Below are 15,006 nucleotides of genomic sequence, written 5' to 3'. Positions count from 1 at the left end.
GGATTTTTCGTCAATGCCCCTATTTTTGGCGCTTTATGGGGTCACGGGATCGTCCCATGATCTACTGAGCCAATGAATACGACGGGCGTGGCAAAGGTCGACGGCATCCGGTTGCACTACACGCGAGCCGGCGACGGGCCGCTGGTGGTGCTGCTGCACGGCTGGCCGCAGACCGGCCACTGCTGGCGGCACATCGTCGAGCCGCTGGCCGCCGAGTTCACGGTGGTGGCCCCCGACCTGCGGGGGTACGGGCTGAGTGACAAGCCGGCCGGCGGCTACGACAAGCGGCGGATGGCCGCGGACATGGCGGAGCTGGTGGACGCGCTCGGGTTCGGGCGGGCCGCGGTCGTCGGGCACGATCGCGGCGCGCGGGTGGCCCACCGCTGGGGGCTCGACCGTCCCGACCAGGTCGGCAAGGTCGCGGTGCTGGACATCGTCCCCACGCGCGAGATGTTCCGCCGCCTGGACGCGACCGTGGCCGCGGGCTACTGGCACTGGCTCTTCCACCTGCAGCCCGACCTGCCCGAACGCCTGGTGGGGCACGACGTCCGGGGCTATCTGGAGTACTTCTTCGAGCGCTGGACGTACAACCGGCACGGCCTGCCCGCCGAGGTGGTCGACGTCTACGTCCAGGCGTTCGGCCGTCCGGGGGCCCTGCGCGCCGGGTTCGACGACTACCGGGCGCACGAGCGCGACCTCGCGCTCGACGACGAGGACGCCGCCGCGGGCCGCCGCCTGACCATGCCCGTGCTGGCCCTGTGGGGGTCGGTGGGGCTGCCGGCGCGGTTGCCGTCGGAGGAGATCTGGCGGGAGTACGCCGCCGACGTCACCGCCGCCGAGATCCCCGAGTGCGGGCACTTCATCGCCGAGGAACGCCCGGAGGCCCTGCTCGCCCACCTGCGGGAGTTCCTGCGCCGCTGACCGGGACGCGGGCCCGGCGTGGCGTTCGCGATCGTGATGGGTTAGGTTAGCCTCACCTAATGGTTGCGGCGGGAGGCTGGCGCTGGTGGAGCCCTATCGCATGTTCGACGTGCGTGTGGCCAGGTTGGAACGGTTGAGCCCATCGTTCCTCCGGGTCACCTTCACAGGGGAGGACCTGGGCATATTCGCCGACAACGGCTACGACCAGCGGATCAAGCTCATCCTCCCCCTCCCCGGCCACGGGCTCGCCCACCTGCCCACCGGCTCCGACTGGTTCCCGCGGTGGCGCGAGCTGGACGAGGACAGGCGCAACCCCATCCGCACGTACACGGCCAGGCTGGTCAGGCAGGCCGAGCGCGAGGTGGACGTCGACGTGGTGATGCACCCCGGCGGCGGCGGGCCGGTGGCGCGGTGGGCGCAGGAGGTGCGGCCCGATGATGTCGCGGTGCTGTTCGGCGGCGACGCGCGGCACCCCGAAGCGCACGGGAACGTGGTGTTCCAGCCGCCGGCCGGCACCGGCACGGTGCTGATCGCCGGCGACGAGACGGCGGTCCCCGCGATCTGCTCCATCCTCGAAAGGCTCCCCGACGGCTTCACGGGCACCGCGCTCATGGAGGTGCCCTGCGAGCAGGACTTCCTGGAGATCCGGACCGCCAGCCAGGTGAAGATCGAGTGGCTGGCCAGGGGCGACGCCGAGCGCGGCGCGCTGCTGGAGCCGGCCCTGCGGTCGGCCGCCGGCGGGCTGCTGCCGCCGCTGCCCGTGCCCGACACGTTCGACGACGTGGACGTCGACGTGGAGGAGCTGTGGGAAGTGCCGGAGGAGGAGAGCACGGAGCCGCTGTACGCCTGGCTGGCCGGCGAGGCGGCGGTGATCAGGTCCCTGCGGCGATACCTGGTCGCCGAGCGCGGCATGGACCGGCGCGCGGTGGCCTTCATGGGCTACTGGCGTCAGGGCCGCGCCGAGCACAACGAGTGAGGAGCGTTCCATGACCCGCACACTCGCCCTCGTGGCACTCGTCCTGATCACCATCGCGGGCTGCGGCTCGACGGCCCCCGCCGCTCAGCAGGGACCCGCCGCCGCCTCCTCTTCCGCCGCCGCCGTCAAGATGGCGCACAAGTACGGCGAGACCACCGTCCCCGCCGCCCCCAAGCGCATCGTCACCGTCGGCCTGCTCGAACAGGACGCCCTGCTGGCCCTCGGCGTCACCCCGGTCGGGGCCACGACGTGGATCGGCGACTATCCGGGCGCGATCGGCCCCTGGGCCAAGGACGAGCTGGGCGCCGCGCCCCTCCCGCAGGTCCTCAAGGACACCGGCAGCGGCCCCCAGTTCGAGAAGATCGCGGCACTCAAGCCCGACCTGATCCTGGCCCTCTACTCGGGGCTCACCCAGGAGCAGTACACGACGCTGTCGAAGATCGCGCCGACCGTGGCCCAGCCCAAGGAGTACATCGACTACGGCATCCCCTGGCAGGAGCTCACCAGGAAGGTCGGCGTCGCCGTCGGCCGCGCCACCGAGGCGGACACGCTGGTCAAGCAGGTCGAGGACCGGTTCGCGCAGGTGCGGAAGGAGCATCCGGAGTTCCAGGGCAAGACCGCGCTGATGGCCACCGTCTACGAGGGCTACTTCGTCTTCGGCAGCCAGGACCCGCGCTCCCGCCTGCTCGCCTCGCTCGGGTTCAAGCTGCCCGACGGCCTCGACCAGGCGATCGGCGACAAGTTCGGCGCGAACATCAGCCGCGAGCGCCTCGACCTGGTCGACACCGGCGTGATCGTCTGGAGCTCCGCCGACGTCGCCAAGGACCAGGGCACGCTGCACGCCGACAGCGTCTACAAGGGGCTCGGCGTGGTGAAGGAGGGCCGGGAGGTCTTCCTGCAGGAGAACACCGACCAGGGCAACGCCGTCTCCTTCGTGACCGTGCTGAGCCTGCCGTACATGCTCGACGGCCTGGTGCCGCGGCTCGCCGCGGCCGCCGACGGCGACCCGGCGACCAAGGCGTGAGACCCCTCGCACTGTCGGCCGGCGCGCTCGTCCTGGTCTGCCTGCTGTCGCTCTCGCTGGGCGCCCGCCAGATCCCGCCCGACCAGGTGGTGGGCGCGCTGGCGGGAACCGTGACCGACCGCGACGTCCTCGACGTGATCTGGTCGGTACGGGTGCCGCGCACGCTGGTCGGCGTGCTGGTGGGGGCGGCGCTCGGCCTGTCGGGCGCCCTCATGCAGGCGCTGACCCGCAACCCGCTCGCGGACCCGGGCGTGCTCGGCGTCAGCGCCGGGGCCGCGTTCGCGGTCGTCGTGTCCATCGGCGTGCTGGGCGTCTCGGCGCTGGCCGGATTCGTCTGGTTCGCCTTCGCGGGGGCGCTGGTCGCGAGCGTTCTCGTCTACGCGCTGGCCGGGCTGGGCCGCGACGGGAGCACGCCGGTCAAGCTGGCCCTCGCCGGGGTCGCGGTGACGTTCCTGCTGAGCTCGGTGACCAGCGCGTTCGTGCTCGTGGACCCGGAGTCGCTGGGCCGGTACCGGTTCTGGTCGGCGGGGTCGCTGTCCGGCGCGGGCGCGGACGTGCTGCCGCAGCTCCTGCCGTTCGTGCTCGCCGGGTCGGCGCTCGCCCTGGCCTGCGGGCCCGCGCTCAACAGCCTCGCGCTGGGCGACGACGTGGCCAGAGGGCTGGGCCGCCGGGTGGGCCTGGTCCGGGTACGGGCGGCGGCGGCCGTGATGCTGCTCACCGGGGCCGCCGTGGCGGCCATCGGGCCCGTGGTCTTCGTCGGGCTCGTCGTGCCGCATCTGGCCCGGCTCGTCGCGCGGCCGGGCGGCTCCGAGACCGACCACCGGCTGCTGCTGCCGATGGCCGCGCTGCTCGGGCCCTGCCTGCTGATCGCGGCCGACGTGGTGGGCCGGGTGGTGGCGCCGCCGATCGAGGTGCAGGCCGGGCTGCTCGTGGCGTTCATCGGCGGGCCGTTCTTCGTCGTCCTGGCCCGGCGTAAGCACCTGGCGGAGCTATGACCCAGCTGACCTTCAGGTTGTCCGTGCCGCCCGTCTCCGGGGTGCTGCGCCCGCGCGTCATCGTGGTCTGCCTGGCCCTGGCCGGGGCCGCGTTCCTGGCCTTCTGCCTGGGCATCGGGCTCGGCGAGGTCCCGCTCGGCCTCGGCGAGGTGATCCAGGCGCTCGTCGGCGCGGGCGACCAGGGCACCGCGTTCGTGGTGGGAGAGCTGCGCCTGCCCAGGGCGCTGACCGGGCTGCTGGCGGGCGCCGCCTTCGGGGTGTCGGGCGCGCTGTTCCAGACGATGACGCGCAACCCGCTCGCCAGCCCCGACATGATCGGTGTCACGCAGGGGGCGGGCCTGGCCGTGGTCGCGGGGATCGTCATGGGTGCCGGCGGGCTCCAGGTGCTGGGCTTCGCGGGCGCGGTGGTCGTGGCGCTGCTGACGTACCTGCTGGCCTGGCGGCGCGGCGCGAGCGGCTACCGGATCGTGCTCGTCGGGGTGGGCGTGTCGTGGATGTGCACGAGCGCCACCGAATACCTCATGGTCACCACCGGGACCTTCCAGGCGCAGCAGGCGCTGGGCTGGCTGTTCGGCAACCTGAACGGGCGCGACTGGGGCCACGTGGCGCCGCTCGCGCTCGCCCTGGCCGTCCTCGTGCCCGCCGCGCTCCTCCTCGGCCGCTGGACGCGGGCGCTGCAGCTCGGTGACGAGGTGGCCGTCGTGCTCGGGGCCCCGGTGCAGGCGGCGCGGCTGACGCTGCTGCTGACCGGGGTGGCGCTGGTCGCGTTCGGCACCGCGGCGGCCGGTCCCGTGGCGTTCGTGGCGCTGGCCGCGCCGCAGATCGCGCAGCGGCTGGCCCGCACCGCCTGGCCGCCGCCGCTGGCCGCCGGGCTCGCCGGATCGTTCATCGTGCTGGCCGCCGACGTCGTCGCGCGGCTGCTGATCCCGGACGTCGAACTGCCGGTCGGCGTGGTCACCGGCGTGCTGGGGGCGCCCCTCCTGCTGTGGCTCCTGGCCCGCTCCCGCCGCCGTTAGATCGCTACCGCAGCGGGGTTAGCAGTACGTGACCATCAAGACACTCTACGGATTGTGTCAGCCTGACTACGTTCAGTGGTGAATGCCTCACGGACATCTGCTGTCACAGGCGAGCGATTGCGAGGGAACATGTCGACGGAGCCTCGGTTGAGCTTGGACACCCGGGCCGCGCGCAACCTGGCCACCACCACCAAGACGCGCCCGCAGATGCAGGCCATCACCTCCCGCTGGCTCCTGCGCAGGCTGCCGTGGGTCGACGTGCGCGGCGGCACCTACCGGGTCAACCGCCGGCTGACGCACCACATCGGGCGCGGCCGGGTGAGCGTGGTGCTCAACGGGGCGGACGACGTGCTCATCGTCCCGCAGACGCTCCAGGAGATCCCCCTGCTGCGCGGTTTCGACGACCTCGACGCGCTGGCGGCGATCGCCTCGACGTTCGCGCCGCGGGAGTTCCAGGCGGGGGAGGTCATCGCCGCGGCGGGCACGCCGGTCACCGACACGTACGTGATCGCCCACGGCCGGCTCGAACGGCTGGCCGCCGGGGCGTACGGCGACGCGCAGGCCCTCGGCGTCATCACCGACGGCGCGCACCTGGGCGACGACGCGCTCGTGCAGGAGAGCCCCCGATGGCCGTTCACGGTCAGGGCCGTCACCTCCGGCACGATCCTGGTGGCACCGCGCCACGAGATCCAGCAGTTGCTCGGCGACACCCCCGCCCTGCGCGAGCACGTCGTCCGCTACCTGGAGGAGACGCGCAAGCCGGTCAACCGCCGCGGCGAGGCGGCCGTCGCGCTCGCCTCGGGGCACGTGGGCGAGCCGGTCATCGACGGCACGTTCGTCGACTACGACATCCGGCCCCGCGAGTACGAGCTCAGCGTCACGCAGACCATCCTGCGGGTCCACACCCGCGTGGCCGACCTCTTCAACGACCCCATGAGCCAGCTCGAACAGCAGCTGCGCCTGACGGTCCACGAGATCCGCGAGCGCGAGGAGTGGGAGCTGGTCAACAACCGCGAGTTCGGCCTGCTGCACAACACCGACTACGACCAGCGGATCAGCACCTGGTCCGGCCCGCCGACCCCCGATGACCTGGACGACCTGATCAGCATGCGGCGCAAGACCAAGATGCTGCTCGCCCACCCCAAGGCGATCGCCGCGTTCTTCAGGGAGTGCAACAAGCGCGGGCTGGTGCCGGGCAGCGCCGACGTGGACGGCCACGAGATCCCGGCCTGGCGCGGCATCCCGATCTTCCCCTGCGGCAAGATCCCGATCTCCGAGCACCAGACCACCTCCATCCTGGCCCTGCGCACGGGGGAGGAGGACCAGGGGGTCGTCGGCCTCTACCAGACCGGCCTCCCGGAGGAGCACGAGCCGGGGCTCAACGCCCGCTTCATGGGCATCAACTCCCAGGCCGTGATGTCGTACCTGGTCAGCGCCTACTACTCGGCGGCGATCCTGGTGCCCGACGCCATCGGCATCCTCGAGAACGTCGACGTCTCCGCGCCGCGCTCCTGACCGCCCGACTCCGGCTCGACTCCAGGAAGGGGCGCGTCATGCCCGAGATCGCAGCAGGTCCCACCGGTCTGGGCACCTCCGCGCTGCGCCTGCCGCTCTTCGACCGCCATCTCGTGCCACGGCCCGACGAAAGGGACGGGCACGAGCAGCCCAGGCCCGCTCCGATGGATCCCGCGCAGGCGGCGCGCAGCGCCGCCTACCGCCACAGTCTCGCCCCGCTGCCCTACCGGGAACGGCAGTGGGGCGACGGGACCTATCCGCCGCTCTACTGCCCCGAGCTCGTCAGGAACGACCAGGAGCTGGGCGACGAGGTGGACCGGCGGCTGGTGGCGTGGGCGGAGCGGATCGGCCTGCACGAGGGGCGCATGGAGGAGTTCGGCGCGACCGGCTACGGGCGGCTGGCCATGCTCGCCCACCCCGACGCCGACGACCCCGACCTGCTGCTGATCGCGGCGCAGACGAACGCCGCCTGGTGGGCGGCCGACGACTACTACGCCGACGAGACCGAGCTGGGCGCCACGCCGACGGAGCTGCCGCCGCGGCTCGCCCTCGTGACCTCGGCCATGGACCCGCCTCCGCCCGCGGGCGACTACACGCGCCAGCTCGAGGAGGCGATCGAGGCCGACCCCGTGCTGGTCTCCCTGCGGGCGTCCGTCAGCCACATCACCCGCCACGCCACCCCGTCGCAGGTCATGCGGATCTGCAACATCACTTCCCAGATGTACGTAAGCTGGGCCGCCTACGCCGCCTGGCGTTACCTGGAGACGCCGCCGCCCGTGTGGCGCTACCTCGCGGCCCGCCAGCACGACAGCTTCTACACGTCCATGACGCTCATCGACATCGTGGGCGCGTACGAACTCCCCGCCAATCTCTTCTTCGACAGGAGGTTCCACACTGCGCTCATGCAGGCGGGCACCGCCAGCGTCCTCGTCAACGACCTGCACTCCGTCGCCAGGGAGGCGGCCGACGAGCTCCCCGACTCCAACGTGATCCTGCTGATCGCCGCCGAGGAGGGCTGCCCCATCCGTGAGGCGACCGAACGCGCCGTGTCCATGCACAACGACTTCGTCAGAGGTTTCGAGGCCAGCCGGCTCGCGCTCGACGCCGTACCGTCCGTCGAGCTGAAGCGGTTCCTGCGCGGGGCGCAGGGCTGGATGGCCGGCTGCGTCGAATGGCACGACACCACCAGCCGCTACAAGTCCTAGAGAGAGGAGCATTGCCGATGACGGCCAGTCCCGTACTCAGCACCTACTACCAGCACTCCGTCGCCGACTACTGGAACACCGAGAAGAACCCGGTCAACCTCCGACTGGGTGAGGTCGACGGGATCTACCACCACCACTATGGCATCGGCGAGGTGGACTGGTCGGTCCTTGAAGGCCCGGAAGACACCCGCGAGAAACGCATCATCGAGGAGCTTCACCGGCTCGAGCACGCGCAGGCCGACCTCCTCATCGGCCAGCTCGGCGCTCTGCGGCCCGAGCACCGGGCCATGGACGCCGGCTGCGGCCGTGGCGGCTCCAGCCTCCTGGTCAACCGCAGGTACGGCTGCCAGGTCGACGGTGTGTCCATCTCCGAGTCCCAGGTGGCCTTCGCCAACGAACAGGCGGAGAAGCGCGGTGTGTCCGACAAGGTGCGCTTCCATTTCCGCAACATGCTCGACACCGGCTTCGAACCTGGAACGTTCCAGGCGATCTGGAACAACGAGAGCACGATGTACGTCGAGCTGTCGCTGCTGTTCGCCGCGCACGCCCGCCTCCTGAGCCGGGGCGGCCGGTACGTGTGCATCACCGGCTGCTACAACGACGCCTACGGCCTGCCCTCGCGTGCCGTGAGCCAGATCAACGCCCACTACATCTGCGACATCCACCCCCGCAGCACCTACTTCAAGGAGATGGCGGCCAACCGCCTCGTCCCCATCGACGTCATCGACCTCACCGCCGCGACCATCCCCTATTGGGAGCTGCGCGCCAAGACCCACCTCGCGACGGGGATCGAGCAGGCGTTCCTCGACGCGTACAAGGACGGCAGCTTCCAGTACCTGCTCATCGCCGCCGACCGCATCTGACGGTGATTCCCCCTCCATTCAACAAATCCACCGCCAAGTCCGTCTGAGGGGAGACCGATCACGGAAAGGCGATGGTAAGTGGAAGACGACCCCCGGTTCGCGGAGTTCGTCGCCGAACGCGCCAACGCGCTGCTGCGCTACGGCTACGCCCTGAGCGGCAATCCGCACGACGCGGCGGATCTGACGCAGGAGGCGCTGGTCAGGTTGCATCGGGCGTGGGCGCGCGTGCGCAGGAAGGAGGATCCGGAGCGCTACACCAAGGCGATCATGGCCAGGCTGCACATCAGCGCCTGGCGGCGCCGCCGCCGTGAGCAGCTCGCCTGGGCTCTCCCGGAGACGCCGATCGAGGACGTGCTGCCCTCCGACGCCGACCAGGAGCTCTGGCAGGCGCTCGAAGGGCTGCCACGCAAGCAGCGCGCCGTCCTCGTCCTGCGCTTCTACGAGCAGCTCCACGACTCGGAGATCGCCGGCGTTCTCGGCATCTCCCAGGGGACCGTACGCAGCCACGCGTCGCTCGGTCTGGCCAAGCTCCGTTCCGCGATCGCCCACCGTACGCCCGCGAGGAGGAGCGCCCCATGAGCACGGATCTGGAAGACGACCTGAGCCGGGTGCTCGGCCGTGCCGCCGAGGGGGCGCCGCAGGCCCCGACCGGCTTCCCCGGCCGGATCGCGGCGCGCTCCCGCCGCCGCAGGACGCGTACGCAGGCGCTGGTGGCGGCGGTCGCCATGGTGATCGTCGGCGTGACGGTACGCGGCATCGACGGGGCGCAGGTGGCGCAGACCAGGCTGCCCGAACCCGTCGAGACAGTCTGGCCCGGCGCGGTCTGGAAGATTCCCCGGCAGCTTCCGAACCTTCCGGACTTCCGCCCGCTGATCTTCATCGACGACCGCACGGTGCTCCTGTGGACGGAAAAGAGCGGCGAGCGGGCCGACGCCATCTACGCCTACGACCTCGGCACCGGCCGGACCCGGAAGATCGCGGACGTCCCCTCCGCGTACGCCTTCACGGTCGGCGCGGGCCGGATCGTCTGGCAGACGATCGACAGGAACGACCACACGCGGTTCTGGTCGGTGCCGGTCTCCGGCGGGAAGCCGGCCGCCATCGACACCGGCGGCCCGGTCAAGGGGCGCGGTGAGAAGCTCACGGTGGTCGGGGACCGGGTGGCGGTCTCACTCGTCGATGGCGGAGTCTTCACGTTCCCTTTGAGGGGCGGGCGCGTGACCTCCGTCGCCGGCGCGGAACGGCACCACATCCTGCGCTGGCCGTGGCTGGCGACCCCGAGCGAGTCCACGCAGGACCGCGAGCCCAGCTTCCGGGAGCTGCTCAACGCCGAGACCGGGCAGGTGAGCAACGCGGTCGTCCGGCCGGGGGAGAGGTACGTCAGGTGCGGCGTGACGACGTGCGTCGGCATGAGGCCCGACGACACGCGCTTCTACCGGCTGCGCGACGGCTCGCGGGAACGGGACCTGCCCGGCTCCCCGGTGCTCGGGCTGGGCGACGACCGGTTCCTGGCCGCCGATCCGCCCGGTGCCGCGGGCGGCCAGGTGCTGCTCGACCTGGCCACCGGCAGGCAGGGGGACCTGGGCCTGCGGCCGAGCGCCGAGGGCCGGATGACCGGGGTGGAGCCGGGGATCCTCGACGGCGGCCTGGTGTCCTATCAGCTCAAGGACCAGTACATGATCATCGACCTGGCCAGGATCCGCTGATCTCCGCCTCAGGCGAGGGCGAGAGCGGTCTCGCCCTCGCGGCTACTACCCGGCGGCCTTTCCGGGCAGGACCAGGCTGTGCCGGGGCCCGCTGGCGAAGTCGGCCAGGCGTCGAGCCTTCCCGGTTTCGATGTTGACCGCATACGTGCCGGAAATCTTGCCGTCGCCGAGGATCACGACCTCGGACGGGCTCTGCCAGATGGTGGCGCCGTGGAAGCCGCCGCCCTTCGGCAGGCCGCGGATCGGCACCTTCCGCACGATCCGCCCGGTCTTGGCATCGAGGACGGTGAGAGCCGGCTCCTTGTCCTTGAAGTCGCGGGCGACCACCGTGCGGCCGTCCGGAGCGACCTCGCTGAAGAGGATGAACGTGCCGTCGAAGCGCACCGGCTTGCCGCCGCCGGTGACGGGCATCAGCCACATGTCGGTCTTGACGTAGCGGAGCAGCTCGGCGACGCCGCCCTTGATGCTGATGATCTCGAACTTGTCGGGGACCCGCACCGTCTTGCCGGTGCGCACGTCGATCAGCAGCCCGGTGTCCTTCTTGCTCCCCACGCGCGGATCGAAACCCACGTACCGGCCGTCGTCGGAGACGACGAGCTGGGTGCCGATCTGGATCTGCTCCTCCTTCACCTTGAAGGGGGAGGTCGACACGGCGCCGGTCGTCAGGTCGCGGACCACGTGGGCCTGGGCCTCGCGGTTGTAGTAGGCGAGCATGCGCCCGTCCCGGCTGATCGCGATGGGGCTGTAACCGCCCTTGCGGGTCGTTACCAGCGCCTGCGGCACCCGGTACGTCGTGCCGGCGCGGGTGACCACCCGCCACTCCTGGACGCGGCAGTCGGTGACCTGAAGATCGTCGGACACGTCGCAGGGCGTCTGGTACCCGTACTCGATCGCCCCCACCTTCCCGTCGGGCAGGTCGGCCACCGTGTCGGCACTTTGCGGGGCGGCCGGATAGGCGTCACGGGGCCAGACCACCGTCACCACCGCCGCCGACGCCACCAGCGCCGCGACGGTCGCGACGGTGGTCGCCGCCATTGTGGTGCGCCGCCTGCGCCGGTGGCCGGCGATGGCCGCGTCGGCCAGGCTCACCAGCGGTGCCTCCTCCGCGAGACCGCTCAGCGCCTCGCGCAGCCTGGTCATCGAACTACCTCCTGCAGGTACGGGTCAGCCAGCTCGGGCGCGAGCGCGCGCAGGCGGGCGAGGGCGTGATGGGTCTGGCTCTTGACGGTGCCGATCGAGCAGCCGAGCGCTTCGGCCGTCTGCGCCTCGGTGAGGTCCTCCCAGTAGCGCAGCACGATCACCGCCCGCTGCTTGCGGGTCAGCTTGGCCAGCGCCTGGCGCAGGACGATCCGGTCGAGCGTGGCGTTGTCATGGGAGGCGGCCTGTTCCGGCGGTGCGGCGCTCAGCACCTCGGGCCGGGGGCGGCGGCGCCAGGCCAGGTACTGGTTGACCAGGGCCTTGCGCGTGTATGCCTCGGGATTGCCCTCCTTGGCCAGCTTGGGCCAGTGCTTCACAATCTTGGTCAAGACGCTCTGCAGCAGGTCCTCGGCGAGGTGGGCGTCCCCCACGAGCAGGTACGCGGTCCGCATCAGCGCCTGCTGGCGAGCGAGCACGAACTCGCGGAAGCCGTCGTGACGATCCAATGTGGTATCTCCTCTCGCCCCTTACCAATGCGGTCCTGGGACGAAAGGTTGCACATCCGTCTCTGCTTTCACATGGTGAGGGGATCCCGCTCTGGGACCCCCTCGCATCTGATCGGTCGCGTCTACGCGGGTGCGTACACGCGGTGGACGAACTCGGCGAGCTTGTTGTCCGGCAGCTCCTTCGCCAGATCGGCCTCGGTGACCATGCCCACGATCCGGTGGTTCTCGATCACGGGCAGCCGCTTGATCTGGTGCTGCGTCATCTTCTGCAGCGCCTCCTCGACGCTGCTGCGGGCGTCGACCCAGACCAGCCCGTGGGCGAGCTCGCTCGCGGTGGTCTGGTCGATGTCCTTGCCCTCGGCGCAACACTTGATCACGATGTCGCGGTCGGTGATGATCCCTTTGAGCCGGTCGTCGTCCCCGCAGATCGGCAACGCGCCGACCGAAAGATCACGCATCATCTGCGCGGCCGTGCGGAGGCTGTCGTGTTCGCCGACGCACTGCGCTCCGCGGTGCATCACGTCCTGGACTGTTTTTCCGACTCCCGATGTGCCCATTTCTACCTCCTCCGAGAGAGGTCGAAGGAATCTTCAATCTGAGCCCTACCCCGCCTGCGGGAGATCGCACGAGGTTTGGCGAGGGCCCTGGGCGGTATGCTCCCATCAGGGGACATATGAAAAAGATCGCCGCTGTCGCAGGACTCGTGGTCATGGCCACGTCCGGCGTGACCGCCGCCTTCGGAGACGGTACCGCCCAACACGAAGTGAGTCAGCAGCAGTACGACACCCTCATCTCCCAGTGCCGCTATGCCGACCAGGGCAAGGCGAAGTGCCGTGAGGCGGTCAAGGAGATGTACCGCATCGGCAAATACGACAAGACGCTCGACTGTCGCACGTATTCCGGCGTGACCGTATGCGGCACGCTCAAGCTCAGTAAGGCCGAACGCCAGTGCGTTCGCGAATCCGTCTCCGCGGGGCTGACGTACCGCCGCGCCGAGGTGGAGTGCTACGCCTTCACCTGAGGAGCCAGTTCCATGATCATCGTCGGCGTTGACGGCTCGAGAACCGGGTTGGACGCCGCCGGCTGGGCGGCCACAGAGGCGGCGCTGAGACAGGTGCCGCTTACCGTGGCGCACGCCGTTCCGAAGTGGGTGTGCGAGGAGACCGACGGACACTACGCCGAGGTCGGCCGGTGGCTGCGCGAGGGCGCGAAATCGGTGCTGATCTCCGCGCGGGACCGCGCGCTGCGGGAGCGGCCGGAGATCACGGTGGAGACCGTCCTGCTGCCCGGCGACCCCCGCTCCGCCCTGGTCAAGGTCTCGGAGAACGCCGAACTGCTGGTCGCGGGCAGCCGGGGCGTCGGCGGCGTGCGCGGGCTGCTGGTGGGGTCCGTCGCGTACGGCATCGCCGCGCACGCGGTCACGGACGTCGTCCTGGTACGCGCCCGCCCCTCGACCCCGCGCGGCGAGATCGTGGTGGGGGTCGACGGGTCTCCCGGGGGCGTACGGGCGCTGGGCTTCGCGTTCGCCGAGGCCGAATTGCGCGGTACGAAGCTGCGCGCCGTACACGCGTGGGCCTGGCCGCATCCGAGCGGGTTCGAGCCGGCCGACCGTGACGGCGAGCTGGACCAGTCGCGCGAGCTGGACGCGCTCCTGGCGGGGCACCGGGAGCGGCATCCGGGGGTGGAGGTGGTGCCGGAGATCGTGCACGGCCACCCCGTCGAGGTGCTGCGGGAGGCGGCGGCCGAGGCGGACCTGCTGGTGGTCGGCACGCACGGGCGCAGCCAGTTCGCCGGGATGCTCATGGGCTCGATCAGCCAGGCCATGCTCCACCACGCCCCCTGCCCGCTCGCCGTGGTCCGCAGGGAGCGGCTCTGAAAGTTACACGCCGATCCCGGCGTTCGCGCAGGTCGCCGCCTCGCGCAGGGCTCGCCGCCTTCCCGTCGTACCGGCGCCGTCCTTACGATCTGCGCAGTCTACGACGGGAGAGCAGACGATGCGCAGGACCAGCACCTTGCTGGCGGCGATGCTGGCGTTCGCCGCGGCGGTGTTATTCGCGACGACCACGCAGGCCAGCGGTGCCGCCGCCACCCGGATCATGCCCCTGGGTGACTCGATCACCGGCTCTCCGGGCTGCTGGCGGGCCCTGCTCTGGAACCGGCTCCAGAGCACCGGCTACACCAACATCGACTTCGTCGGCACCCTCCCGCCGCAGGGCTGCGGCGTCTCGTACGACGGTGACAACGAGGGCCACGGCGGCTACCTGGCCACCAACATCGCCAACCAGAGCCAGCTGCCCGGCTGGCTCTCGGCGACCAAGCCCGACATCGTGCTGATGCACCTCGGCACGAACGACGTGTGGAGCAACATCGCGCCGGCGACGATCCTCAGCGCGTTCACCACGCTCGTGAACCAGATGCGGGCCAGCAACCCCAACATGAAGATCCTCGTCGCCAAGATCATCCCCATGAACCCGTCCACCTGCGCCGACTGCGGCCAGCGCGCCGTGAACTTCAACAACGCCATCCCCGCCTGGGCGGCCGCGACCACCACGCAGCAGTCGCCGATCACGGTGGTGGACCAGTGGACGGGGTTCAGCACGAGCACGGACACCTACGACGGCGTGCACCCGAACTCGACCGGTGACCAGAAGATGTCCGACAAGTGGTACCCGCCCCTGGTGAGCGCCCTGTCGGGGATCACCCCCACCTCGACGCCCACCGTCACCCCCACTCCCACCCCCACTCCCGGTGGCGGGTGCACGGCGACGTACAAGAACGCCAACCAGTGGCAGGACGGCTTCCAGGGCGAGGTCACCGTCAAGAACACCGGCGCCTCGGCCATGAGCGCGTGGACGGTGCAGTGGACGTTCGCGAACGGGCAGCGGATCAGCCAGCTCTGGAACGGCACGCTGAGTGCGAACGGCTCCGCGGTGACCGTGCGCAACGTGGCGTGGAACGGCTCGCTCGCGCCGGGGGCCTCGACCACGTTCGGCTTCATCGCCTCGTGGAGCGGCACGAACACCGCCCCCACGCCCACCTGCTCCTAGACGAGTAAGTCCGAAGTTCTTGGGCGGTAGCCACCAATGGGGAAGGGCCTCGTTGATCGTTTTGTGACGAACGACATCGAGACCCTTCTTACTGC

At 70.7% G+C, this 15,006-nt stretch carries 16 protein-coding genes; 13 read left to right on the top strand and 3 right to left on the bottom strand.

Features of this window, described 5'->3' with window-relative positions; genetic code table 11:
* Window positions 1-72 precede the first annotated feature (72 nt).
* From ACWDRB_RS14020 to ACWDRB_RS13975, 10 genes are all read left to right on the top strand, one after another.
* A complete protein-coding gene (locus ACWDRB_RS14020; RefSeq protein WP_449893772.1) occupies window positions 73-921 on the top strand; it encodes an alpha/beta fold hydrolase in 849 nt (282 codons plus the stop codon).
* A 100-nt stretch (window positions 922-1,021) separates the two neighbouring features.
* Window positions 1,022-1,897: a siderophore-interacting protein gene (locus tag ACWDRB_RS14015; RefSeq protein WP_449893769.1), complete on the top strand. Its 876-nt coding sequence runs from the start codon at window positions 1,022-1,024 to the stop codon at window positions 1,895-1,897.
* Between the two features lie 10 nt (window positions 1,898-1,907).
* Window positions 1,908-2,921, top strand: a complete 1,014-nt coding sequence (locus ACWDRB_RS14010) for an iron-siderophore ABC transporter substrate-binding protein (protein WP_449893767.1) — start codon at window positions 1,908-1,910, stop codon at window positions 2,919-2,921.
* The gene (locus tag ACWDRB_RS14005) at window positions 2,918-3,916 is read left to right on the top strand and encodes a FecCD family ABC transporter permease (RefSeq protein ID WP_449893765.1); all 999 of its coding nucleotides are present in this window, start codon (window positions 2,918-2,920) and stop codon (window positions 3,914-3,916) included. The genes ACWDRB_RS14010 and ACWDRB_RS14005 overlap by 4 nt, the downstream gene beginning before the upstream one ends.
* Entirely contained in the window at window positions 3,913-4,932 is a 1,020-nt protein-coding gene (locus tag ACWDRB_RS14000; protein WP_449893763.1) for a FecCD family ABC transporter permease, read from the top strand. Before ACWDRB_RS14005 ends, ACWDRB_RS14000 begins: the two co-directional genes overlap by 4 nt.
* Before the next feature lie 129 nt (window positions 4,933-5,061).
* Window positions 5,062-6,447, top strand: coding sequence for a family 2B encapsulin nanocompartment shell protein (locus ACWDRB_RS13995; protein WP_449893761.1), 1,386 nt, complete (start codon window positions 5,062-5,064; stop codon window positions 6,445-6,447).
* Between the two features lie 38 nt (window positions 6,448-6,485).
* Window positions 6,486-7,652: a family 2 encapsulin nanocompartment cargo protein terpene cyclase gene (locus ACWDRB_RS13990; RefSeq protein WP_449893759.1), complete on the top strand. Its 1,167-nt coding sequence runs from the start codon at window positions 6,486-6,488 to the stop codon at window positions 7,650-7,652.
* A gap of 17 nt (window positions 7,653-7,669) precedes the next feature.
* Entirely contained in the window at window positions 7,670-8,515 is an 846-nt protein-coding gene (locus tag ACWDRB_RS13985) for a geranyl diphosphate 2-C-methyltransferase (RefSeq protein ID WP_350728557.1), read from the top strand.
* A 78-nt stretch (window positions 8,516-8,593) separates the two neighbouring features.
* Window positions 8,594-9,094 carry a SigE family RNA polymerase sigma factor gene (locus tag ACWDRB_RS13980; RefSeq protein WP_350728558.1) on the top strand — a complete coding sequence of 167 codons (501 nt, stop codon included), beginning with the start codon at window positions 8,594-8,596 and terminating at the stop codon, window positions 9,092-9,094.
* Window positions 9,091-10,221, top strand: coding sequence for a hypothetical protein (locus ACWDRB_RS13975; protein ID WP_449893756.1), 1,131 nt, complete (start codon window positions 9,091-9,093; stop codon window positions 10,219-10,221). Before ACWDRB_RS13980 ends, ACWDRB_RS13975 begins: the two co-directional genes overlap by 4 nt.
* Before the next feature lie 45 nt (window positions 10,222-10,266).
* On the opposite strand, the gene ACWDRB_RS13970 is transcribed toward ACWDRB_RS13975, so the two are convergent.
* The 3 genes from ACWDRB_RS13970 to ACWDRB_RS13960 all read right to left on the bottom strand — a co-directional run bounded on the left by ACWDRB_RS13970 (window position 10,267) and on the right by ACWDRB_RS13960 (window position 12,421).
* On the bottom strand, window positions 10,267-11,361 hold the full coding sequence (locus tag ACWDRB_RS13970; protein ID WP_449893754.1) for a hypothetical protein: 1,095 nt from the start codon (window positions 11,359-11,361) through the stop codon (window positions 10,267-10,269).
* The gene (locus ACWDRB_RS13965; protein ID WP_449893751.1) at window positions 11,358-11,864 is read right to left on the bottom strand and encodes a SigE family RNA polymerase sigma factor; all 507 of its coding nucleotides are present in this window, start codon (window positions 11,862-11,864) and stop codon (window positions 11,358-11,360) included. The genes ACWDRB_RS13970 and ACWDRB_RS13965 overlap by 4 nt, the downstream gene beginning before the upstream one ends.
* Window positions 11,865-11,986: 122 nt before the next feature.
* Window positions 11,987-12,421: a CBS domain-containing protein gene (locus ACWDRB_RS13960; RefSeq protein WP_449893749.1), complete on the bottom strand. Its 435-nt coding sequence runs from the start codon at window positions 12,419-12,421 to the stop codon at window positions 11,987-11,989.
* Window positions 12,422-12,537: 116 nt separating this feature from the next.
* On the opposite strand from ACWDRB_RS13960, the gene ACWDRB_RS13955 reads away from it, so the two are divergent.
* The 3 genes from ACWDRB_RS13955 (at window position 12,538) to ACWDRB_RS13945 (ending at window position 14,911) form a co-directional block, all read left to right on the top strand.
* Window positions 12,538-12,885, top strand: a complete 348-nt coding sequence (locus ACWDRB_RS13955; protein ID WP_225963971.1) for a hypothetical protein — start codon at window positions 12,538-12,540, stop codon at window positions 12,883-12,885.
* Window positions 12,886-12,897: 12 nt separating this feature from the next.
* Entirely contained in the window at window positions 12,898-13,740 is an 843-nt protein-coding gene (locus tag ACWDRB_RS13950; protein ID WP_449893746.1) for a universal stress protein, read from the top strand.
* A 118-nt stretch (window positions 13,741-13,858) separates the two neighbouring features.
* The gene (locus ACWDRB_RS13945; protein WP_449893744.1) at window positions 13,859-14,911 is read left to right on the top strand and encodes a cellulose binding domain-containing protein; all 1,053 of its coding nucleotides are present in this window, start codon (window positions 13,859-13,861) and stop codon (window positions 14,909-14,911) included.
* Window positions 14,912-15,006 lie beyond the last annotated feature (95 nt).

The sequence above is a fragment of the Nonomuraea sp. NPDC003707 genome, assembly GCF_053587055.1.
This window is presented reverse-complemented; position numbering and strand designations above follow the sequence as displayed.